Annotated in this window: 18 protein-coding genes; 8 read left to right on the forward strand and 10 right to left on the reverse strand. The window is 72.2% G+C overall.

The features are described from left to right. Nucleotides 1-696 carry a class I SAM-dependent methyltransferase gene (locus OHS18_RS21405; RefSeq protein WP_328459231.1) on the reverse strand — a complete coding sequence of 232 codons (696 nt, stop codon included), beginning with the start codon at nt 694-696 and terminating at the stop codon, nt 1-3. Nucleotides 697-869: 173 nt separating this feature from the next. Between OHS18_RS21405 and OHS18_RS21410 the strand changes: the two genes are divergently transcribed. Next, on the forward strand, nt 870-2,117 hold the full coding sequence (locus OHS18_RS21410) for a glycosyltransferase family 4 protein (RefSeq protein ID WP_328618549.1): 1,248 nt from the start codon (nt 870-872) through the stop codon (nt 2,115-2,117). Nucleotides 2,118-3,052: 935 nt separating this feature from the next. Here OHS18_RS21410 and OHS18_RS21415 read toward each other — a convergent pair. Both OHS18_RS21415 and OHS18_RS21420 read right to left on the reverse strand, forming a co-directional pair. Next, on the reverse strand, nt 3,053-3,235 hold the full coding sequence (locus tag OHS18_RS21415) for a hypothetical protein (protein ID WP_328449974.1): 183 nt from the start codon (nt 3,233-3,235) through the stop codon (nt 3,053-3,055). 3 nt (nt 3,236-3,238) lie between these two features. Further along, nucleotides 3,239-4,927 (reverse strand): hypothetical protein, encoded by a 1,689-nt coding sequence (locus OHS18_RS21420; protein ID WP_328618260.1) that lies wholly within the window; start codon nt 4,925-4,927, stop codon nt 3,239-3,241. Nucleotides 4,928-4,997: 70 nt separating this feature from the next. Here OHS18_RS21420 and OHS18_RS21425 point away from each other — a divergent pair, with 70 nt between their 5' ends. Continuing rightward, nucleotides 4,998-6,200 carry a lipopolysaccharide biosynthesis protein gene (locus tag OHS18_RS21425; RefSeq protein ID WP_328449970.1) on the forward strand — a complete coding sequence of 401 codons (1,203 nt, stop codon included), beginning with the start codon at nt 4,998-5,000 and terminating at the stop codon, nt 6,198-6,200. 656 nt (nt 6,201-6,856) lie between these two features. On the opposite strand, the gene OHS18_RS21430 is transcribed toward OHS18_RS21425, so the two are convergent. Next, nucleotides 6,857-10,879: an alpha-(1->3)-arabinofuranosyltransferase gene (locus OHS18_RS21430; protein ID WP_328618261.1), complete on the reverse strand. Its 4,023-nt coding sequence runs from the start codon at nt 10,877-10,879 to the stop codon at nt 6,857-6,859. A 143-nt stretch (nt 10,880-11,022) separates the two neighbouring features. Here OHS18_RS21430 and OHS18_RS21435 point away from each other — a divergent pair, with 143 nt between their 5' ends. Further along, nucleotides 11,023-11,673, forward strand: a complete 651-nt coding sequence (locus OHS18_RS21435) for a class I SAM-dependent methyltransferase (RefSeq protein ID WP_328449966.1) — start codon at nt 11,023-11,025, stop codon at nt 11,671-11,673. 41 nt (nt 11,674-11,714) lie between these two features. On the opposite strand, the gene OHS18_RS21440 is transcribed toward OHS18_RS21435, so the two are convergent. Together OHS18_RS21440 and OHS18_RS21445 are read right to left on the reverse strand one after the other, a co-directional pair. Then, a complete protein-coding gene (locus OHS18_RS21440; protein WP_442875400.1) occupies nt 11,715-13,475 on the reverse strand; it encodes a hypothetical protein in 1,761 nt (586 codons plus the stop codon). Nucleotides 13,476-13,482: 7 nt separating this feature from the next. Continuing rightward, nucleotides 13,483-15,063 (reverse strand): substrate-binding domain-containing protein, encoded by a 1,581-nt coding sequence (locus OHS18_RS21445; protein WP_328449964.1) that lies wholly within the window; start codon nt 15,061-15,063, stop codon nt 13,483-13,485. Nucleotides 15,064-15,323: 260 nt separating this feature from the next. Here OHS18_RS21445 and OHS18_RS21450 point away from each other — a divergent pair, with 260 nt between their 5' ends. After that, nucleotides 15,324-16,124 carry a hypothetical protein gene (locus OHS18_RS21450; RefSeq protein WP_328449962.1) on the forward strand — a complete coding sequence of 267 codons (801 nt, stop codon included), beginning with the start codon at nt 15,324-15,326 and terminating at the stop codon, nt 16,122-16,124. A gap of 17 nt (nt 16,125-16,141) precedes the next feature. Here OHS18_RS21450 and pdxR read toward each other — a convergent pair whose 3' ends face one another. Beyond that, a complete protein-coding gene (gene pdxR, locus OHS18_RS21455) occupies nt 16,142-17,548 on the reverse strand; it encodes a MocR-like pyridoxine biosynthesis transcription factor PdxR (RefSeq protein WP_328618262.1) in 1,407 nt (468 codons plus the stop codon). Between the two features lie 47 nt (nt 17,549-17,595). Between pdxR and OHS18_RS21460 the strand changes: the two genes are divergently transcribed. Beyond that, nucleotides 17,596-18,048, forward strand: a complete 453-nt coding sequence (locus tag OHS18_RS21460; protein WP_328449957.1) for a carboxymuconolactone decarboxylase family protein — start codon at nt 17,596-17,598, stop codon at nt 18,046-18,048. Nucleotides 18,049-18,118: 70 nt separating this feature from the next. Here the strand turns inward: OHS18_RS21460 and OHS18_RS21465 are convergent, their stop codons facing one another. After that, entirely contained in the window at nt 18,119-19,576 is a 1,458-nt protein-coding gene (locus OHS18_RS21465) for an MFS transporter (RefSeq protein WP_328618263.1), read from the reverse strand. An 86-nt stretch (nt 19,577-19,662) separates the two neighbouring features. On the opposite strand from OHS18_RS21465, the gene OHS18_RS21470 reads away from it, so the two are divergent. Continuing rightward, the gene (locus OHS18_RS21470; protein ID WP_328449953.1) at nt 19,663-20,052 is read left to right on the forward strand and encodes a MarR family winged helix-turn-helix transcriptional regulator; all 390 of its coding nucleotides are present in this window, start codon (nt 19,663-19,665) and stop codon (nt 20,050-20,052) included. Between the two features lie 4 nt (nt 20,053-20,056). Here OHS18_RS21470 and OHS18_RS21475 read toward each other — a convergent pair whose 3' ends face one another. Then, nucleotides 20,057-21,118: a S1C family serine protease gene (locus tag OHS18_RS21475; protein WP_328618264.1), complete on the reverse strand. Its 1,062-nt coding sequence runs from the start codon at nt 21,116-21,118 to the stop codon at nt 20,057-20,059. Between OHS18_RS21475 and OHS18_RS21480 the strand changes: the two genes are divergently transcribed. Further along, on the forward strand, nt 21,080-21,760 hold the full coding sequence (locus tag OHS18_RS21480; RefSeq protein ID WP_328618265.1) for a hypothetical protein: 681 nt from the start codon (nt 21,080-21,082) through the stop codon (nt 21,758-21,760). The genes OHS18_RS21475 and OHS18_RS21480 overlap by 39 nt on opposite strands. Further along, nucleotides 21,757-22,140: a hypothetical protein gene (locus OHS18_RS21485; protein ID WP_328618266.1), complete on the forward strand. Its 384-nt coding sequence runs from the start codon at nt 21,757-21,759 to the stop codon at nt 22,138-22,140. Before OHS18_RS21480 ends, OHS18_RS21485 begins: the two co-directional genes overlap by 4 nt. Here OHS18_RS21485 and OHS18_RS21490 read toward each other — a convergent pair. Next, complete coding sequence (locus OHS18_RS21490) at nt 22,130-22,729, reverse strand: cyclodeaminase/cyclohydrolase family protein (RefSeq protein ID WP_328618267.1); 600 nt, start codon at nt 22,727-22,729, stop codon at nt 22,130-22,132. The genes OHS18_RS21485 and OHS18_RS21490 overlap by 11 nt on opposite strands. Nucleotides 22,730-22,731: the final 2 nt, after the last annotated feature.

Below are 22,731 nucleotides of genomic sequence, written 5' to 3' on the forward strand. Positions count from 1 at the left end.
TCAACGGCGCCGCAGGACCAGCACCAGGTTCCACGACGCGATTTCCCGGAGGGCCGGGACCCGCACGATCCACATCGCCCAGCTCGGGTGATAACGCGGGTACCCGGCCACCAGATCGGCCAGCGGTGTCGCCTTCGCCCAGCGGAGCGCGGCGCCCACCGACACCGGGAAAAGGCTTTCGCCGAATTTGTTCTTCGGCTGCTTCCCGAGCTTCCGGAAATACCGCTGACGCGCGTAGTGACCGCCGAGGAAATGCCACGGCGCGGTCTCGTGACCGCCCCAGGGTGAATACCACGGCGTGAACGACGCGAAGACGGTGCCGCCGGGCTTGGTGACCCGGCACATCTCGTCGAGCATCACCCACGGCTTCGCGACGTGCTCCAGTACGTTCGAGGAGTAGCAGACGTCCACGGATCCGCTGCGCACGGGCAGTTCCGTGCCGCTGGCGCGGATCATGTTCTCCCCCGGCTCGCCGCGCGCGGACAGCTCGCCGACGTCCGGGTCGACGCCGAGGTAGGTCGCGCCGGCCGCGCGGAACGCGTCGGAGAAATACCCCGGACCGCCCCCGACGTCGAGCACCGTGCGCCCGGACAGCGGAGCGTGTGCCGCCAATTGCCGCACGGAGTCGGCGGCCAGCGCCGAGTAAAAACCGTCCGGGTCGGTCTGTTCGGTGAGAAAAGTGCGGAAGAGGGTCACGGAACGGCGGAGCGTCGCGCGGTGCGGCTCGGCGTTCGGGGCGACGACCGGATTTACTGCCATTGAACCATCGCTTTCCGAAATACGTTCCTCTACTGTGTACGCATACCGTGTACGCACCGGTAACCTAGCATCGTCGCTACAGTTTGGATAACCCGATGGACCGTCCTCGTGTGCTGCTGGTCAACTGGCGCGACACCGGCCACCCCGAGGGCGGCGGGTCCGAGCGGTACGTCGAGCGGATGGCCGAAGGACTCGCGAAGGCGGGCTACCGGGTCGAGATCCAGTGCGCGGCCTACCCGGGCGCGACGGCGGGCGAATGGCGTGACGGCGTCCGTTACCGGCGCCGCGGCAACAAGTTCGGCGTCTACGTCCACGCGCTGCGGGCGATCCGCCGGGCGCGCGCCGATCTGGTGGTGGACGTCCAGAACGGGATGCCGTTCTTCGCCCGGCTGGTGGCCGGCTGTCCGGTGCTGGTGCTCGTGCACCACGTCCACAAGGAACAGTGGATCAGCGCCCTGGGTGAGACGCTGGGCCGGGTCGGCTGGTGGATCGAGTCGCGACTGGCGCCGTGGCTGTTCCGCAAGTGCCGCTACGTCACGGTTTCCGAGGTCACCAAGGCCGAGCTCGCCGACCTGGGCGTCGGCCGCGAGCGCGTCACGGTGGTCGCCAACGGCCTCGACGCACCCCCGCCGGTGGCGTCCGAACGGGACGGTTCGCCCACCCTGGTCGCGGTGAGCAGGCTGGTGCCGCACAAGCGGATCGAGCACGCCATCGACGTCGTCGCGCGGCTCGCGCGGCGCTGGCCGCAGCTGCGGCTCGAGGTCGTCGGCCAGGGACCGTGGGACGAGGTGCTGCGGGCGCACGCGGCCGAGCGCGGCGTGGCGGACCGCGTCACCCTGCACGGCTGGGTCGACGAGCAGGCCAAGCACGAGATCCTGGCGCGGTCGTGGCTGCACCTGTGCCCGTCGGTCAAGGAGGGCTGGGGCATCGTCATCATGGAGGCGGCCGCGCACGGCGTGCCCTCGGTCGCCTACCGCGCCGCGGGCGGCGTCGCCGAGTCCATCGTGGACGGCCGGACCGGGCTGCTGGCGGACGACTTCGAGGACTTCACCGCCCGCGTCGACGGCCTGCTCGCCGACGGCCTGCGCCGCGCGGAGATGGGCCTGGCCGGGGCCGAACGGGCCGGGAAGTACAGCTGGGACCGGAGTGTCGGCGAGTTCGCGTCACTGGTCCGCGACGTCGCCGGCGTGCCGGCTCCGCGGCCCCGGGTCCTGGACCGGCCCGGCTTCCTCCCGCACCGCGTCCCGGAACCGGTCCAGCAGGCGGCCGGCGGCCGCCGCGCCGAAGTCCTTGCGGCGGGCCCGCACGGTCACCGTGGTGGTGTCCCCCGTGGTCGCCGCGCCGAACGCCACGCCTGAGCGGCCGCTCGCGGCCGGGTAGAAGGCGATCGAACGGACGGAGTCCCCCGCCGACACCACCCCGAGGTTCGACACCAGGAACGTCGAGCCGAGCCGGCTCGCCAGCAACCGGGTGCCCAGCCGGGCGACCCGGCTGCTGCGTGCGGGGAAATCGGGCTCGGGCGGCTGCGCGCGCAGGACGTCCGCGACCGCCGCGGTGTCCGGACCGGACGGCAGCCGGAGCCGGAAGAACGCGCTGTCGTGCACGGGTTCCGGCGCGGCCCCGGACCGCCACGACGCGCCCAGCGCGGCGACGACGCGGGCCGTACGGGCGCCGTGCGCGTGGTTCCAGCGGCCGGTCGCGCGGGTGGCGGCCGCGACGAAGCCCGCAGCCCCCAATCGCAACCGGGGCACGCGGCGGGCCTCGAAGACGTCTCCGGCGGTCTCACCGTCCCGATCGGGCACGATCCGGCCCGGTGGCGCGAAAAGCGCCTCGGCGAGGCGCTGGACGGCCGAAACGACGAACGGCTTCCCGCCGCCGGTGCGCTCGCCGATCCCGCGCGCCGCCGAGGAAACCGGGACGTCGAGCAGGAAGCCGAGCAGGGCGAGCAGGCCGAGGCCGTCGAGCGCGCCGTGGTGGGCGGCGACGAGCAACGCCGGCCGGTCGAGACGGACGGCGACCCGTACCAGGGGCGCGCCGCGGTCGTAGGGCTCGGCCGCGAAGCGGGCGCGGACCTCGGAGAACTCAGTGGCCCGGGTCTGTTCGACCACCGGGACGGGACCGAGGTGCGGGTACCGCGGCAGCGCGGCCGCGAGCCGCGCGCGGAGTTTTTCCGGTTCCGGGGCGGAGAAAAGGTCCGCTTCCAGGAGGATGCTCCAGGAAACGGTGGGGTCGCCGTAGAGCCCGACCACGCGGTGCGCGTGGTCGGTGGCGAACCGCGTCATGTCCCGGCGCGTCAGCGGTTCCCGTACAACTTGGCCGGGTGGTCCGCGGGGTTGTACTTCACCTGCGCGTTGAACTGGTCCTGCACCTGGGCGGCGCTGTCCGGGTCGGCGCTCTGGATGAGGGCGAAGCCCGCGCCGGTCGCCAGACCGCCTCCGATGATGACGGCGGCTACCACCCCGATGAGCGTGCCCACGTGTCACTCCTTCCGCGGCGGGAAAATCCTGCCGCGGCCCAATGTACGCATCGGTAACATCCGGCACAACAGTGCGACGCAGAGCAACGTGAGCGCTACGCCGTCCGCGAGCAAAGCCGGGCCCCACGCAACGGCTTTCACCGCTGCCTCACCCGGGGTCCGGTACAGCGTCAGCCATTCCCCCGACCACACCGGCGTCGCCCCGGCGAGCAGCCGCGGGTCGACGTCGCCCGGGGTCCCGTGTTCGACGAGGACCCAGCCGATCCCGGCCTCGGTGAGCTCCCGGGCGGACGTCGCGGCACGCACGTCGCCGATCCTCGGGTCCTCACCGACAATCCGATCGGCGCCGACCTGCAGGGTGTCGTCCATCAGCACCGGTTTCGGCAGCACGCGCGGCGCCGGGTCGAGCTGCGTGCGATCGCCGTTCCACGCGAAGCCGCGGAACGTCGAGAGCGGCAACGCCAGCACGTCACCGGGACGATCGTCGCCACCGAGCACTTCGGACACCGCGCGCCAGTCGTCCGGGTACCGCGCGGTGCCGAGCCGGCCCCAGCCGCCCCACGCCAGGTCCGGCATGGTGAGGATCGGGAAGAGGACGGCCGCGGCGACGAGCCCGGTCCGTCCTCGCGGAGTCCGCAGTTGCGCGGCGGCGGCTTCGACCGCGAGCGCGAAGCCCATCGAGAGCGGCAACGCCCACCAGGCCACCCACTTCTGGGCGTCCCGCAGCAGCCCGGCGCCGGGCAGGTGCCGCGTCGCGAAGTCCAGCACGGCGTCGCCGGCCGGCAGCGTGGCGAGCGACGCCAGCAGGACGCCCGCGACACCGAGGAGGAAGAGGGCGCGGACCGGCGGGGTGCCCCAGCGCGCGGCGAGCGGTTTCAGGCCGGCCAGCGCGATCGCGACGGTGACGAGCACGAGCACCGGGATCAGCGGCACGGCGCGGCTGCCGGGCACCGTTTCGGAGTTCCAGATCCCGCCGAGGCCGAGGACGCTGAGCAGCGCCGGGCCCCAGCTTTCGGCGCGGGCGCTGAACGCCGTGACGCCGGCCGGGTCGGAGTAGGTGCCGCCGGCGTTGAGGAACGTCGGCACCAGCCAGGGCAGGTTGAGCAGCACGGCGATGCCCAGGGTCGCCGGGATCCGGCGCGACCCGGCGGCGACGATGGCGACGGCGGCGGCGAGCACCCCGCCCGGCGGCGTCAGGACCGCGGGGGCGCAGGTGAGCACGAGCCGCCAGAGGGATTTCGGTTCGTGGTCGCGGGCGGCGAGGCCGGCGCGGACGATCCACGGCAGGCACGCGTAGGTCAGCAGCAGCGGCCAGTGCCCGATGAACAGCCGCTCCGCGACGTAGGGCGTCCAGGCGTACGCGGTCGCGGCGACCAGCCGGGTACCGGTGTGCTCGGTCGGGACGAGCTTTCCCGCGCCGTACGCGGCGAAGAAGATCGCCAGCAGCAGCACGAGTTTCTGGACGATGTCACCGGGCAGCGCGGTCGTCGCGAGCGCGACGGCGGCGTCGGCGGGCACCGACCGCGGCAGCGTCGCCCCGATCCCGAAGGCGTCCGGCACGAAGTACTGCTGCGGCGCGAAGACCATGTCGTAGCTCAGCACGAACCCGCGGCCGAGCAAGGGCGCGCAGACGGCGAACGCGAGCACAGCGGAGACGACGGGGAGTGCCGGCCTGCTGCCCGGTGCGTCCACGGCCCTTCCTTTCCCTTCCCCGCGCGGTTATCGTCCCTGGTCATTACTCGCCGGTAATGGGAGCCCGTCGTTGAGCGTAGACACCGAAGCCGTACCGGCGCGGACCGGCAACCGGGTCGCGGCGATCCTCGTCTCGCTCGCCCTCGCGGGCAACAACGCGGGCAGCTACGTGCTGAGCCTGGCGGCGGCCCGGATCCTCGTCCCGGGCGCGTTCGGCGAGCTGAGCTCGCTGCTGGCGGTGCTGGTGATCGGCGTCGTCCCGGCGATGGGGCTGCAGACGGTGGTGGCGCTGCGCGTCGCGCGCTCCCCGCAGCACACGGGCTCGCTCTTCGCCCTCGGCCTGATGACCAGCGGCATCGTCGCGGCGGCGGCGCTGACGCTCAGCCCGTTGCTGGTGCTCCTGCTGCACCTGGGCTCGCTGGCCCCGGCTCTGCTGGTGACGGCGTCCCTCGGCCCGTTGACGCTCCTCGGCCTGTTCCACGGCCTCCTCCAGGGCTCCCACCGCTTCGCCACGCTGGCCGGGCTCATCGCCCTGGAGGGCGCCGGCAAGGTCGGCGGCTCGCTGGTGGGCCTGCTCGTCTCGGGCTCGACGACCGGCGCGCTGGCCGGCACGGCGATCGGTTCACTGGCCGTGGTGACGGCGAGCTGGCAGATCTGCGGCCGGCCGCGTCCCCGCTGGGCCGACCGCCACGGCCGCGACGTCCTCCACACGGCCCAGGCGATGCTGGCGCTGGTGCTGCTGGTGAACCTGGACCTGGTGCTGGCCCGCCACACGCTCCCCGCCGCGGAGGCGGGCGAGTACGCGCTCGGGGCGATCGTCACGAAGATCGCGTATTGGCTGCCACAGGCCGTGGGCGTCTTGGTGCTCCCCCGGTTCGCGGTCCTCTCCGCCCGCCGCCGCGCGTTACCGGTGGCGCTGGCCGTGTGCGCGTCGCTGGACGCGGTGGTGGTGCTGGTGACGCTCGTCTTCGGCTCGCGGTTGCTGCCGCTGATCGGCGGAGTTCGGTACGCCGGAAGCACGATGCCGCTGTGGCCGTTCGCGCTGGCGGGCTCGATGCTGGCGCTGGTGCAGATCCTGTTGTACGCACGCCTGGCGGACGGCGACCGCCGGGTGACGGTGCTGATGTGGGCGGCGGTCGCGGTGGAGGCGGTACTGATCCCGGCGTGGCTGCACGGATCGGCGACCCAGGTGGTGACGGTGGCGGCCTGTTGTGCGGGCGGGTTGGCCCTGGCGGGGGCGCTGGTGGAGGTGCGGGCCCGCCGCGCGGGCTGACGGCGGCGTCACGAACGGACCGTTCGTGCGTTTCGCTTTCGTTCCGGCGAAGATCGTTTCATCCTGGAGGGGTGCGAAGAGGAAACTGGATCCGCCACCCGATGCTGGCACGTGACGGTCCGCGGGTGGTCCGCGCGAGTCGGCTGGAAGCCTTGGGCATCCCACGGCGAGCCGCTGCACGCCGGAAGCCCTTGCACGGGAACTCGCGGACGGCAAGCGCGCGGGGAGAACGTTGCCCGCGCGTGCGCCGGCGCCTCTGCTCGGCGGCGCGCGCTCGGTGGCCGAGGTGGACGCGTGGCGATTGCTCGGCCGCTCGAAACTGCCTGAGTGCCGGTGGAACATCAAGCCGTTCGCCGCGAGCGGTCGCTACATCGCCACCCCGGATGCCTGGGTGGGACGAGGTCGGTCTTGCCTGGGAAATCGACTCCCGCAGCCATCACGCCGGGCCCGGCTACCACGCCGGGACGCTCGTTACCTGAGAGCGGGCGTGGTAGTGATCCAGACCCTGCCTGCCCGGCTCCGCACTGAACCGCACAAGGTTCTCGCGGAGTTGCGAGCGGCCTACGGGATCGCCCGCGACCGACCCCGCCCGGACGTGCACACCCGCTGACTTCGATGGAGGATTCTGGCCACCTGACGTCCCAAATCCTCCATCGTCAGGCCCCTCCGGGAGTCGGCTCGGTGGGGTTTTCCTTGCGCGCGAACCAGTCGATGCACGTCGCCACCGTCGCCGCGGCCGCGAGCAACAGCGCCGCCTGGGTGACCGGGCCGTAAGCCCAGTCCTGGCCGTGGCCCAGGACCCGGCCCGTCACCGAGACCGCCGCCGCCACCGCCATGCCGCCGAACGCCAGGAACCTCGGTGCCCGTTCCGAGAACTGACGCGCCAGCAGGCAGGCGATCAACAGCACCACCGGCAGCATCCCGCCCAAGGCAACCAGAAGCCCGATCAGCAGCACCGGAACCACAACCGCACCGCCGGCCGAAACAGGGAACGGGCGCCGGCGGGCCGGCCAGGCCACGCCCACCAGCAACAGCAGCACCGCGAAGGCCCCGATCAGCAAGTCCGTGCGGTACGAAGCGTCCGGGGTGAACGACAGAGCGACCACCCCACCCGCTCCCGCCGGGACGATCCACGCCTGCTGCCAGCCGTCCACGCGGGTGCGGGTCAGCTGTTTGCCGTCCATTGTGGCCACCCAGCCCGCGTTCGCGTTCTCCGGGACCGCCAGCACCGACTCGTCGCCCGGGGCGACCGTCACCGAGCGCGACGTCGCATCCCACTTGCCGATCTGCACTGCCCGGTGCGCAACAGGGGCAACCTCCGCAGAGGGCCGCAGCCACAGGTCCTGGACCACGAACGACTCCGACCGGTCCGTGCGCAGCTCGTGGCCACCGGAGGGCAGTTCGATGCCGCCTTCGGAGTCGCGGCACATCGTCAGCGGCAGCGGGCGGTGGTCGATGATGTCCGACAGCGTGCCGGTCACCGACGTCCGGTAGTCGAGGCCGTCCAGGTGGATGTTCGGGCCCGCGCCGCACGGCACCGTGAACGCCGGATCGGGACCGGGCAAGAGCCCATCCGTGCCGGACAGTTCCAGGCTGCCCACGCCGACCACCGCGCGGGCCGCGGGATCGTCGTCGTCGCCGGGGACGATGATCTGCAGCTGGTCGGTGTCGAGGGGCTCGAAGGTGCCCGAACCGCTCTCGTCCAGCTGCACCGTGCGGTTGCCCGTCTTGGCGACCAGCTCCACCTGCCGCGGCGCCTTCGCCCCGCTCCCCGGCGAAACCCCGATGTGCAGCCCCGAAATCCGCTTCGGCGCGGTCCAGTTCAGGGTCAACGTCGGCCGCAGGTCGGTGACGTCGGGGCGCCACGTCGTGCCCGGGTCGCCGTCGACCGCGGCGAACCCGCTCGCCGCCGGGTCACCGCCGAGCTGGGACGTCGAGGCCACCGTCACCCCCGGCAGCGACACCGGGTTCTTGCCGCCGCCCGCGGGCAGCACCGAGCCGCCGACGAGGAACGTCGCGTCCGCGGGGGTGCTGAACAGCCGCCGGATCCCGTCGGGTTCCTCACCGTCGCGAGCGGCCGTCGCGTCGCAGCGGACGGCGCCGCCCGCCGGGAGACACGCGTACCGCGGCTGCGCGCCGCGGGTGAACGCGAACCCCGGCGCCGGACCGGCGGGCAGGTCCGCGGGCACCTCGAGCGCGCGTTGCGGCTGGGTGCCGGGGATGTTCAGCTCCGCGATGCCGACGTTGCCGTCCTGCCGCCCGACCACCAGCGACAGCAGCGTGACCCGCACCTTCGTGGTGACGCCCGCCGCGACCGGGTAGCTGTGCGCTCCGGCGCCGCGGATGACCTGCTGGTCGACCGAGCCGTTGTCGGTGGTGATCCGGACGCGGGTCGCCGGCCAGCCGACCCGCAGGTCGTCGACCATCTGCAGGTCGACGGCCGTGACCAGGCGCGGGGTGTCCAGCTCCACTTCCAGCCACTGGCCGACCGGGCCGGTGAACGACGACGACTGCCACGCCGTGCGCGGGTCGCCGTCGATCGCGGCGAACGGCTGGTGGCTCGGGTCGGAGCCGCCGAAGGCGTCGGCGAACGACGCGGCCGTCGACGCCGTCACCGCGCGGATGCCGCGGTAGGCGGCCACGGTCTGGTGCTCCTGGCCGGGGAACGGCAGCAGATCGCCGGCCGCGCGCTCCTGCCGGAACGCCTCCCCCGCGGTGAGGGTCTGGCTGAGGTTGTCGCGCACGCCGCCGACGTTCCGCTCGGCGCGCCGCAGCCCGTCGGTGACCAGCCGCGGGCCGCCGGGTGAGCCGCCGTCACCGGTGAGCACGGTCGGCGTCGCCGGGTCGAGCTGGCCGGAGTCGATCAGCGGGGCCAGGTTCTCCGGGCCGCCGCTCACGGTCGGGACGTCCTTTGTGGACGTCGCGGTGGCCAGCGGCACCGGCCGCCGCACCTCATAGATCTCAAGGGGGCCGAACGTCGCGGCCTTGCCGATACCCGGGGACCCCGCCAGGCCCGAGCGCAGGGTGGCGATCGAGGGGGCGTCGGTCCGCTGCCGGTCGATGTCGTTGCGCAGCATGAGGAACCGGTACCCGGACCGCGCGAGCAGCGCGGCCAGGCCGGGGTCGCCGCGGCCGTCGGCGAGCGCGGCGTCGACGGAGTCCATCAGCCGCGTGTTTCCTTCGGACCCCAGCGGCACCTGGTTGCGCACCGCCCACGGGCTCTTCGCGATCGCCTGCGCGGGTTCGTCGACCGTGCGGCCCCAGTCGTACTCGCCGAAGCCGGTCGCCGGCAGCAGCAGCGTCCGCGCGTTCGGGTCGGCCTTGGCGACCCAGCCCGTCGCGTCGTACCAGTAGGCCGGCACCTCGTTCCAGCCCGGGCCGGAGCGCAGGTTCAGCAGCCACGCGGGCGCGGCCATCACCAGCACCAGCAGCAGACCTGCCGCGGGCCGCAGGAACCGGCGCGCGGACTTCACCCGCACCGGGCCGGAAATGCCGTGCACGAACGCGAGCATCAGCGGCAGCCGCAGCACCGGTTCGAACTTGTGGACGTTGCGCAGCGGGGCGAGCGGCCCGTCGAGCAGGTGCCGGACCTGCTCGGCGAGCGGGCTGTCGAGCGTGCCGACGTACCCGATCGTCAGCAGCGTCAGGCCGGTGACGACGCCCAGCACCAGGAACCGCCGCTCCGGCAGGCCGCGGCGGGTCAGCCCGAGCAGGCCGACGCCGGCGACGAGCCCGGTGGCGAGCATCAGCACCGGGTTGTCGATCAGCGACCAGCCGCCGGGCCACCACGGCGTGCCCTGCACGACGTAGGCGACCCATTGGTTCGTCCCGCGCAGCACCTCGAACAGCGACATCGGCGCGGTCGTGTTGGTCGCGGACTCGATGTAGTCCAGGAACGGCAGGCTGTACTCGCCGAGCAGCAACAGGGGGAGGATCCACCACAGCGTCGCGCAGGCGACGAACCCGGCCCACCAGAGGGCGAGCCGGACGTGCTCGCGCGTCCACTTGCGTGTCAGCAGCCACAGTCCGGGCAGGACCAGCGCCATCACGACCATCGCGCCGTTGACGCCGCCCATGCACAGCACGGCGACCGCGGACAGCCCGGCCGCGCGCCGCGGCGAGCCGGTCACCCCGGCCCGCACCAGCGGCACCAGGACCCACGGCAGCAGCACCGCGGGCAGCATTTCCGCGGACAGACCCCCGATTTCGGTCAGCATCCGCGGCGCGAGCGCGTACCCGAGGGCGCCGATCAGCCGGGTGCGCTCGGTGCCGAGCTTCATCGCGCGCGCCAGCAGCAGCGCCCCGCCGAACGCGGCCGACAGCAGCAGCGCGCCCCACAGCCGTTGCGTGACCCACGCGGGTATCCCGGCGGCCTGGCCCAGCGCGAAGAACGGACCCATCGGGAACAGGTAGCCGTACGCCTGGTTCTGCAGTTCGCCCGCGGTCGCCTGCGGGTTCCACAGGTGCAGCGCGCGGCCGAGGAATCCGATCGGGTCGACGGCCAGGTCGAGCTTGGTGTCGAACGTCGTCTTCCCCGGCATCTGCAGGAACGACAACGTGGTCAGCGCCAGCACGATCCACGTGCTCGGCCGGCGCACGAACCCACCCGGCGAGAACTTCCGGGCGCGCCCCGAGGGCGGAGCGTCGTCCCGGGTTCGTTCGCGGGTGGCGGTTACCATCCGGTAGATACTAGGCCGAAACCTGGCTACCATGTGCCGAGGATTTTTCCCGGTTTCCGAATTTCCTGGGCAGGTGCGTCATTTCTTCCGAGGACACGGCGTTCGACGATGCCTGGGCCCTGGCCGAGCCGGTCAAGGGCTGGATGACGCGCGCGCAGGGCGAAGCCCTCTGGGACGCCGCGCGCCGCCTGGAGAAGGGCGACGTGATCCTCGAGATCGGCAGCCACCAGGGCCGGTCGACGATCGTGCTGGGCGCGGCCGCCCGCACCGTCGGGGCCACGGTGATCGCGGTCGACCCGTTCGTCGACGGCCGGCTGTTCGGCGGATCCCCGACGCGGCAACTGTTCGAGCGCAACATCCGCGCCGCCGGGCTGGACGACGTCGTCGAGCTCGTCGCCGGTTACAGCACGGCACTGCGCCCTGACTGGGACCGGCCCCTACAGCTGCTTTACATCGACGGCAAGCACGACTACTGGACCTACACCGACGACCTGCGCTGGTCGGACCACCTGCCGCCGGGGGCGGAAATCCTGGTCCACGACTGCTTTTCCTCCATCGGCGTCACGCTCGGCACGGTCGCGAAAGTCCTCTTCGGACGCCGCTACACCTATGTGGACCGGGCGACGTCGCTGGCGCGGTTCCGGCTCGCGCCGCCGTCCCCGGCGGACCGGCTGCGCGTGCTGGCCCAGCTGCCGTGGTTCGTCCGCAACGTCGGGATCAAGGTCCTGCTGCGCCTGCGGCTGCGGCCGGTGGCGCGCCTGCTCGGCCACGACAGCCCGTACGACCCCTACTGACACCGACCCGGTCGTGAGTGGTCAGGGCGGTTAGAACCGCCCTAACCACTCACGACGGGCTTGCCGACCTCCACCTTGGCGAGGCACACCGGCGCGCCCGGGCTCGACAGCTGCACGCCGACGTGGTCGAACAGGCCGTCCACCGGCACGAACATCGAGTGCAGCCCGTCCTGGAACCAGACCGGCGTGCGCTTCCCTTCGAGGTCGACGAGGCCTTCGCCGCCGTCCGAGGTGTAGTAGTCGAGCTTGAGCAGGTACCGGCCGAGCACCGGGGTGTCGAGCGGGATCCGCACGAGCGTCTCGCCGATCGTGGTACCGCAGTTCGGCACCGGGCCCGGGACACCGCGGGAAACCGGCTCCACGCCAGTGATCCGGTGCGGCCTGCCGTCCGCGTCGAGCAGGTGCATCCGGCTGGTCGGCTGGTCGAAGTGCGCGCCGGGCAGCAGGCCGACCACGCGTGAGGCGAAGGAATCCGCCCCGAACCATTCGAACACCACATCGGACGGGACGAAGTTGTCGTAGAAGACGAGATCCGGGTCTTCGGCGAGCGCGGCCCGGACGTTGGCGACGTACTCGCCGGAGTGCTCGAACCGCATCCCGGGCGACAGCCGCAGGAAACCCACCGTGGAGCTCGCGAGCAGAAGCAGGCAGACGACTAGGGCGATCGGCCGTTCGCGCTTTCCACCGGACGGCGCAACTTCGCCGGGGGTCAGGAACGCGAACGCTCCACAAAGGGCGGCCACGAGCGCCAGTTCGGCGACGTACCGCGGATCGTCCCCCGCCCCCGGGCCGGCTTCGCGCAGCCGCGTCAGCGCCAGCAGCGCGACGTCCACGGCGAGCAGGATCCCGAGCAGCGCCCACGCCCGCCACGCCCGGCGGCCACCCGCGCGCACCCCGGCGATCAGGATGCCCAGCGCCGCCAGGAACACCACGACGACGACCACGAACGGCGACGGCGCCCAGGTCGCGCCCGGCCCGGGGCCGGACCACGGGCCGCCGGCGAGGCCCGGGAGCAGGGTGTCGCCGAGCATCCGGCCGGTCAGGTCGGCGACGGTCCCGGCGGACATCGGCGTGCCGGCCGAGGTCACCTGGCTCGACGTCAGCGCGAGGTAGGCCACCATGAACGCCGCGAGCAGCGCGGCGTGCCCGAGCCAGTAGCGCGTCCGGTCCCGGAAGGACTGTCCGGAGAGGACGGCCACGCCGGCCAGCAGCACCGGGATCACCGCCGCCTTTTCGTAGAACGCCAGCCCGAACAGCGTCCACGCGAAGGTGCCCAGCCACCAGCGGCCGCCGTCCCGGAAGTACCGGACCTGCGCGTGCAGCGCGCCGACGGCGGCGAGCACGACCGGCACGATCTGCGCGCCGTAGGCCCACCACAGCGTCGGGACCAGCAGCAGCGTCGACGCCGTGAACACGGTGAACGGCACCAGGATCGCCCACCGGCGGCCGAAACAGCGCACCAGCAGGCACCAGAACAGCACCGTCGCGAGCGCGCGCATGAGCAGCAGCGGCAGCATCAGCAGCGGGAAGTTCAGCGGCGCCCACGCGGTCAGCACCGCGGCGAGGAAGAACCCGCCCGGCGTCAGGTGCCCGTGGTAGTCCTGGAACAGGAACCCGAGGTCGAACGGCCCGGCGGCGCCCGCCCGGTACGTCACGATGAAGTCGTCCTGGTCGAAATTCCCGTGCAGCGCCGCCCACGCGTGCAGCACGAACGGCACCAGGCCGGCCACGACCGCGACGAGGACGACGGCCGGCGGTCTCCACACCGTGCGCGGCGCGGGCTTTTCGGTCAGCTCCAGCACGGCGTCCTCACTTCTTGCAAGCCGGTGGTTGGCACATGAGCTTGCTCAGCGCCTGGTAGAAGACGTCGGAGATCTTGCGCGGATCCGGGGTGCTGAAGGATTCGCCGCCGGTCGCGGCCGAAACCCGCTGCAGTTCCGTGGCGTCGATGTCCGGGCCGATGCCGATCCCGATCACCGGCAGCGGTTTGCGCGGATCCTGCAGCTTGCCGAGCTCGGCGAGCAGGCCGGGCAGCCCGATCGAGTCGCTGTCCTCGTTGCGGCCGTCGGTGAGCACGACGACGACGTTGATCCGGCCGAGTTTCCAGCTCTGCCGGGCGTTCTGGTACGCGGCGAGGATCGAGTCGTACAGCCCGGTGGCGCCACCGGGCTTCGGCTTCACCGCCTGCAACGTCGCCAGGCCGCCGTGGGCGAGCTGGTCCGCGATGGACCGCATGGGCAGCAGTTCCTTGTAGTCGCGGTCGCCCTCGAGCTTGGTGGAGAACAGCCACAGCCCCAGCTCGGTCGTGGGCTTGAACAACCCGAGCCCCTGCGTCGCGGCTTCCAGCGTCAGCGCCATCCGGCTGCGGCCGGTGCCCGGGACGGTGGCGGCCATCGAGCCGGACACGTCGAGCAGCACCTGGACGCGGGCGCTCAGGTTGGCCCCGGCCCAGGCCTGCAGCACGCCGTACATCGCTTCGGGGGTGGGCGGGCCGACCGGCCGCGGCGCGGCGCTCGTGCGGGTGTCGGGCGCCCGGTCGCCCAGCAGCTGGCCGGTCGGCGTCCGGAAACCGGCGTCGGCGAACGCCTTCGTGGCCGACTGGTCGAGCAGCAGCCGCAGGAACCGTTCGGCCGCCGTCCTCGACGCCTCCGACGCGCGCGGCAGCACGACGTACGGGTAGTCGAAACTCGGCACCCCGACGGCGGGGTACGCGGCGACGAGCTTGCGCGCCAGCACGGACTGTTCCGACGCGGGTGACGCGGTGAACGGTTCCTTCACCGCCGACAGCCTGCGGATCTCCTCGGTGAACGCGGCGGCCGGGTCGGGCGCGTCCTTCGTCAGCTGCTGCAGCCCGATCAGCGCGGCGATCCCGGCGGGATCACGGCCCGGGTCGGGCAGCCCCACCGGGCTGCCGGCGACGACGTCCGACCAGGACGGTGACTTCGCCGGCCAGCCCGCCTGTTTCGCGACTTCGTCGGTCAGCGCCAGGACAACCGGCGAACTCGCCACCGATTGACCGGTCTCCGGCAGGTTCCACGCGCCGCCGTCCCGCGCCTGCAGCAGCCAGGTGCTCGACTCGGGCACCCAGACGTCGGGCCCGTTCGCGCCGTTGGCTTCCAGGGCCGCCGCGGTGGCCGTCGACGCGCTCGCCGTGACCTCCACGGTGTAACAGTCGGGTCCCGGCACCGACCGCGCGAGCGCGGAGAGCACCGGCGCGACGTCCGGCGCGGCGGTGATGCGGACCGGGGTCGTGGTGTCACAACCCCCGTTCGCGAGGCGGTTCTTCAGGTAGTCCACCCCGAACCAGGCGAGCAGGGCCACCACGAGCAGCACGCTCAGGACGACGACCCGCGCGTCGAGACGCCGGGATCGCGCCGGGTGTGCGGCCATGCACGTGCCTTCCCTCGTGGAGAGTCTGCAGCTTGCCAGCCGGGTGAGCGGGAAGCCAGTGCCGATAGCGGAAAGTCACCGTCACCGCGTGATCCCGTGGTGAAGGAATCGTGTGCCGCGGCCGTCTCGGTGACGCACCGGAATTGCGTACCATTTCCGCTTGACGCCCGTCCCACATGGGTAACAGCACGATGGCGGATCGCGGAGACGATTTCGCCGTCCCCGAACCGGCGATACGGCACCGAACGGAGACGCAACCCGTGCGCACGATGTACGACGCGGTCACGGCCGCGAACATCCCCGCCGGCGGTCAGCTCGTCGCGGGATACATCGACAAGATCAAACTGGAACCCTGGTCGGCCGCCGACTGGGCCCGCTTCCCGAACGCGGTCAAGGTCACGATCGTCAAGAAGGCGAGCACGAACGACGGACACGTCCTCGACGTCGAACCCGGTGACGCCACCCCGGCCGAGGCGCCGGGCTGGGTCCGGATGCGACGCGCGGCGGGCGCGGACCCGACGATCTACGTCAACCGCTCGACCTGGCCGAGCGTGCAGTCGGCCTTCTCGTCGGCCGGCGTGGCCCAGCCGCACTACTGGATCGCCCATTACGACGGCGATCCGGCCATCCCGGACGGCGCCGTCGCCAAGCAGTACCGGGGCGACGTCGCCCCGGGTTACGACGTCTCGTCCGTCGTCGACTTCTGGCCCGGAGTGGACGGCAACGGATCCGCCTCGACTGGAGTGGAGATCATGGAACGCATCACCGTCACCCCGCCGAACGCCGAGCAGAACACGGTGCGGGTCTTCCTTTCCGGCAGCCCGGGTTCGGCCGTGGTCGTCCGCCCGCGGCTGGGCGGTGACGGCTTCTCGAAGCCGATGTGGGTCGGCGACATCTTCGCGTGGGGCAACGACCACAACGGCGTCGGGCACAACCCGGCGCAGGTCGCGGGCTACAACTCGAAGCTGACTTCGCACCGGCGGTACGAGCTGCCGGGCGCCGTCTGGGCCGACATCAACTACAGCGCCGCGGACCCGTTCGAGATCGACATCGTCGGATAACCCTGTGGGCTGACGGCTCACTCGGGCGGCAGGGCGCGGCACAACGCGTCGACGGCCGCGGCGTAGGCGTGTTCGGGCGGGGTCGCGTACCCGACGACCAGTCCGTCCATTGTGGACATCGTGGCGGCCGGGTGCCGGAAGGCGGCCAGGCCGTCGAGCGCGAGACCCTGCCACGTCGCGGCCCGCACCACCGAATTCTCGGTGCCCTCGGGCAGGCGCAGCACGGCGTGCAGGCCGGCGGCGACGCCGGTGGGAGTGACGTGCGGGGCCTGCTCGGCGAGCGCGGCGACCAGCAGGTCGCGACGGCGCCGGTAGCGCTGCCGCATCCGCCGGATGTGCTTGTCGTACGCGCCGGATTCGACGAATTCGGCCAGGGTGAGCTGATCCACCACGCCTGCCCACGCTTCGCGCTCGCCCTTCACCGCCAGGACGGCGTCGACGAGGTGCCCCGGCAGCACCAGCCACCCGAGCCGCAGCGCCGGTGAGAGGCTCTTGCTGACCGAACCGACGTAGACCACGTGCTCCGGATCGAGGCCCTGGACCGCGCCGATCGGCTTGCGGTCGTAGCGGAACTCGCCGTCGTAGTCGTCCTCGATGACCAGCCCGCCGGTCGCGCGGGCGTGGCCGACGACGGCGGCGCGGCGGTCGTGGTGCAGCGGGCCGCCCGTCGGGAACTGGTGCGCCGGGGTGAGCAGGACAGCGCGGACTCCCGCGGTCAGCTCGTCGACGCGCGCGCCGTTTTCGTCCAGGGACAACGGAATCGCCGGGACGCCGGCGGCCGTGAAGATCGAGCGGTGGAACGCCAGGCCGTAGGACTCCACGGCGAGCGGGCCGCGCAGCACGGCGGGGAACAGCAGGCGCAGCGCGTGCGCGAACCCGGAGCAGACGACGATCCGGTCCGGCGACGTCCGCACCCCGCGGGCCCGGGCGAGGTACCCGGCCAGCGCCGCCCGCAGCTCCGGGCGGCCGCGCGGGTCGCCGGGACCGAACGCGTCGTGCGGGGCGACGTTCAACGCGCGGCGCGCGGCGGCGAGCCACTCGGTGCGCGGGAACGACGCCGCGTCCGGCTGGCCCTGGCGGAGGTTGTACCGCGGCGCCGGCGTCCCGGGCGCCTTCTTCGGCGTCCGGACCGGCGCGACCGGTTCGGCGCGGTCGGCGACCCGCGTGCCGGAGCCTTGGACGGCGGTGAGCCAGCCCTCGGCGACCAGCTCGGCGTAGGCGTCGGCGACGGTGTTGCGGGCGATGCCCAGGTCGGCGGCCAGCGAGCGGTACGGCGGCAGCCGGACGCCCGGGGCGAGCCGCCCGGTGCGGACGGCGTCCCGCAGCGCGGTGATGAGCGCGGCCCGCTTGCCGCCGGCGCCGGACAGCTCGAGGTGGAGATCGGCACCCAGCCGCTCACCCAGATTGACCCATGATTCCGGCACGGAAATGCACCCTACACGGCGGTCACTTCGGCTTTAGGGTTTTCCTCATGACGCACCGCATCACTTTCGCCAAGTCCGCTCCGAAGGCCTTCAAGGCCCTGATCGGCTTCGACGCCGCCGCCCGCGCCGGGCTCGACCCCGCGCTGGTCGAGCTGGTCCAGATCCGCACCGCGCAGCTCAACCGCTGCGCCTACTGCCTGCACATCCACACCTCCGACGCCCGCAAGGCCGGCGAGAGCGAGGAGCGGCTGCACCTGATCGCCGTGTGGCACGAGGCCGCGAACTTCTTCAGCGAGCAGGAGCTGGCCGCGCTGGCGCTGACCGACGCCGTGACGCTGATCTCGACCGGCGGCGTCCCCGACGACGTCTACGCCCGGGCCGCCGGCCAGTTCGGCCAGGACGAACTGGCGCAACTGCTCGCGCTGATCTTCACCAGCAACACGTGGAACCGGATCGCCATCACCACGGCGAAGGTACCCGGCACGGACGAGCGGGCCTGATACGGGAAACGCGCAAAGAAACGCGGAAGAACCACCATCCCCCGGCGATGGTGGTTCTTCCGCGTCGTCCTCAGTCCGCGAGGGCCAGCAGATCTTCTTCGACGACCGGCTCCTCGGCCACCCGCTTCCGGGCCACCAGACCGCTGATCGCGACGAGCAGGCCCAGCACCGCGATGCCGGTGACCACGCTCAGCGCCGGCGTCAGCCCGGTGAGCAGCGCCGCGGGTGACGCCTCACCGCCGCCGTTGGCGGTCAGGACCGCCGTCACGACCGCGAGCCCGATCGCGCCGCCGACCTGCAGCGACGTGTTGAGCAGGCCGCCGGCCAGGCCCTGTTCGTCGTCCGCGATGCCGTTGGTGCCCTGGATGTTGAGCGACGAGAACGCCAGCGTGAAGCCGATACCCAGCAGGACCATGCTGGGCAGGACGAAGGCCGCGTACCCCGAGTGCTCGTCCACACGCAGGAACAGCGCGTAGCCCAGCACGTGGGCGACCACCCCCGCGAAGATCGTGCGCGGGGTGCCGACGCGGTCGATCAGCGGCTCGATGCGCGGTGAGCCGAACGCGACGATCAGCGCCGCCGGCAGGAACCCGAGCGCGGTCTGCAGCGCCGACCAGCCCAGCACCCGCTGCAGGTAGAGCATCACGACGAACTGGAACCCGATGTACGCGCCGAAGAACAGCGCGCCGCCGAGGTTGGCCCGCGCGAGCGGTCCCGAGCGAAGGATTCCCAGGCGCAGCAACGGGTGGGCACTGCGCTTCTCGATGAGGACGAACGCCGCCAGCAGCGCGACGGCGACGATGAACGTGATCAGCGTGCGCGGCGCGGCCCAGCCGACCTGCGGGGCCTCGACCACGCCGAACACCAGCAGCAGCGAGCCGGCGGCGCCGGTGATCGCGCCCGGGAAGTCGTACCCGCGGCCCTCTTCGCGGCGGTAGGACGGGATCAGCTTCCAGGCGGCGACGAACGCGACCACGGCGATCGGCGCGGGCAGCAGGAACGTCCAGCGCCAGCCGACCTCGGTCAGCAGCCCGGAGAAGACCAGCCCGGCCGAGTAGCCGCTGGCGCCGAAGACGGCGAAAATGCTGATCGCCTTGTTGCGGGCGGGCCCTTCGTGGAACGTCGTGGTGATGATGGACAGCGCGGCCGGCGCGGTGAAGGCGGCGGCGAGGCCCTTGATGAAGCGGCTGGCGATGAGCAGCGCGCCGTCGTCGACGAGGCCGCCGAGCAGCGAGGCCAGCGCGAACACGGCGACCGCGACGAGGAAGACGCGGCGGCGGCCGAGCAGGTCGGCGGTGCGCCCGCCGAGCAGCAGCAGCCCGCCGTAACCCAGCACGTAGCCGCTGACGACCCATTGCAGCGCGGCGGTGGACAGGCCCAGGTCGGCCTGGATGGCGGGGAGGGCGACACCGACCATCGACACGTCGAGCGCGTCGAGGCCGATGACGATGGACACCGTGAGCAGGACACCCCAGAGGCGCGCGTCCCACCGGGTCGAGGTGGTGGACAGGTCCGCGGAAGAACTCATGACGGCGACAGTACATGCACGCGCATCTAATGTCTAAGCATTAAATGTCATTGCATCAGATGTCTGCGCATGCTAAGTTGGTCGCCGTGAGCGACGTCGCTGAGCACACTGCGAATGAGCAGGGTCTGGTCGAAGAGTGGCACGAGCTGCTGGCCCGCTACTCGGCCGTGTTCAGCGCGCTCGAGTGCCGCCTCCAGGAGCGCCACGGGATCGGCGCGAACGAGTTCGAGGCCCTCGAAAGGCTCGCCACCTGCGACTTCAAGTGCCGCTCGGCCGACCTCACCGGCGCGATCCACCTGAGCCAGAGCGCCACGTCCCGGCTGGTCGCCCGGCTGGAGAAGGAAGGCCTGGTCGAGCGCGCCCTCTGCGACGTGGACCGCCGGGGCATCTTCGTGACGCTGACCGACACCGGCCGCGAAAAGTACCTCGCGGCGAAGGGGACGCACCGCGAGGTGCTGAACGAAATCCTGGGCTGAGCCCTTACCCCACGGGACCTTCGATGGCCTTCACCTGAAGCTGCCGCTGCGCCCCGGAAGCGTCCGACACGGTCAGCGTCAGCTGGTCGCCCGGGTGGTGGGTGTCCATGACGTTGGTCAACGCCGTCGCCGAGCCGGTCGCCTTGCCGTCGATGGCCGTGATCACGGCGCCGGCCGTCAGGCCCGCCCGCTCGGCCGGGCCGCGCGCGACGACGTCACGGACCTGGGCGCCGCCGCCCTGGCCGTCCGACACCGAGACGCCGATGAACGCCGTCTTGCCGATGTGGATCTTGTCCGACGCGGTGCCCGCGACGATCTGGTGCGCGATGTCGATGGCCTGGTTGATCGGGATCGCGAAGCCCTGACCGCCCGCGCCGCTGCGGCGGCCGTTGAGCTGGTAGCCGGTGGACGCCGCCGTGTCGACGCCGATGACCTGCGCGTTCGCGTTGACCAGCGGGCCGCCGGAGTCACCCGACTCGATGTTGGCCTGCACCTGGATCAGCCCGGTGAGCTGCTCGGACGAGCCACTGGACTCGTCGGACGCGGTGATCGACCGGTCGAGCGCGGTGACCGTGCCCGGCGCCGGCACCGGGTCGCCGCCGCGGCCGCCCGCGTTGCCCAGGCCGAGGATCTGGTCGCCGACCTTGACCGTCGAGGAGTCGCCGATGGCCGCCGTCGGCAGCCCGGACGCGTCTTCGAGCTGGATCACCGCGATGTCCTCGCCGCGGTCGTAGCCCACGACGTGCGCGGTGAACGTGTCGCCGGTGCCGATGCTGGTGACCTTGATGCTGGTCGCGCCGGCGACGACGTGGTTGTTCGTCAGGATTTCGCCGTCCGGGGTCAGCACGATGCCGGTGCCCGCGGCGGCCGCGCCCTGCAGGCCCAATTCGGTGTTGATGTTGACGATGGCCGGGTTGACCTTCGCGGCCACGGCGCCGGCGTCGAGCACCGTGGCCGACGCGCTGGGCTGCCCGGAGAAGCCGAAGTTCTGGTTGCCGCTCGCGGTGGGGCTGTTCGCCGAGATCAGGTGCCCGATGCCGAGCCCGGCCACGACGGCCAGCGCCACCGCGACGACGGTGACGGTGAGCGTCCGCAGCGGATGCCGCCTGCGCGGCGGCGGCTGGTAGGCGGGCGGCGGGTAGCCGTAGCCGACGCCGTGAGGGGCACCTTCAGGGCTGTAAAAGCCGTGAGGGGCACCCTCAGGGATGTAAGAGCCCCGAGGGGCACCTTCAGGGCGATAAGGGTCGTGAGGGGCACCCTCACGGCCGTAAAAGCCGTGAGGGGCACCTTCAGGGCGATAAGGATCCTGAGGGGCACCCTCAGGACCGTAAAAGCCGTGGGGGTGCCCCTCACGGCCGTACTGCGGCTGGGCAGGGGACTGCTGCGGCGGGTACGGGCGGCCCCACTGATCGCGCGGCTGGTCCTGCGGTTGGCCGTACGGCTGCTCGCGGGGCTGGTAATAGCCGGACTGGTAGTAGCCCTGCGGGTACTCCCCCTGGCCGTAGCCGTGGGGGTACTCGCCGCCGCCCTGCGGCCGTCGGTCGTACTCGCTCATGCCCTTGCTCCCAGCCCTCGGCACGCCTTCGCCGTTCCAGCAAACGCCGCGTTCCTGAGAATTTCCTTGTCCGGTTCCATGGAGTTGCTGTGGATGTACCCACCCGAACGCCGGGACCGGTCCGGTGTGATCGACGTTACCCTTCCCGCATGAAGCGCACCGCCGTGCTGGTCGCGGCCGCTTTCCTGGTCGTCGGCTGCAGCGGCACGACCACCGGGACACCGGCACCGGAGCCGTCCGCGGCGGGCGAGCCGCACCGGCTGGTGTTCGACGTCTCGGGCACGGCCGTCGTCACCACCCTGACCTGCACCGTCGACGGCAGGGCGACCGAAGAGAAGGACGTGAAGCTGCCCTGGAGCCGCACGTTCAGCTTCCCGCCGCACACCGGCAAGCACGAGTACCAGGTCGTCATGCGGTACGCGGACGGCTCGGTGAACGCGACGGCGAAGGTGGACGGCCGGCTCCAGACCAGCAGCAGCGGCGGCGGGGACGGCGCCGGCACGCAGTCGATGAACGGCGACTTCAGCGACTGAGCGCCACCCCCGACCGGATCGCCTCGGTGACGCGGTCCGCGCGCTCGCAGATCCCGCCCACGGTCGCGACGGCCTCGCGCAGCGCCGCGTCGTCCGCCAAGCCCGCCCGGACGGCCGGGGGTTCCGGGTGGCTGAGCCCCCGGACCGAGGCGGCACCGGGTCCGGAACACCGCACTTCGATGCTCACCCGGGCCGTCACCGCCGCCGCGCGAGCCGCTTCGGCCGCCGCCGCGAGGTCGGTCACCACCCGGGGATCCGGGGGAACCCGCTCCACCAGGTCCAGCACCACCGCCGCCGCCGCGATCACGGCCGCGGGTGGCACGCACGCACCTCGCCGGGCGTCGAGCAGCGCGTCCGGGTTGCCCGAGGCCCGGCTGACGGTGGTGACCGCGTGCGCGTCCTTTTCCGCCAGCCGCAGCGCGTGCATGCTCAACGCCGCCGCCTCGGCCACCACCGCACGGTCCTCCGCACAGCGGGCCACCAGCGCCGCGGCTTGGGCGACGTGCAGCGCCGCCGTCGCCCCGCCCCCGGGTGACGCGTCGCGGGACGCGAGGGCCTTGAGAAAGTCGCTCATGATCTGGTCACGCATGA

It is taken from the genome of Amycolatopsis sp. NBC_00355, assembly GCF_036104975.1.
GTDB lineage: Bacteria > Actinomycetota > Actinomycetes > Mycobacteriales > Pseudonocardiaceae > Amycolatopsis.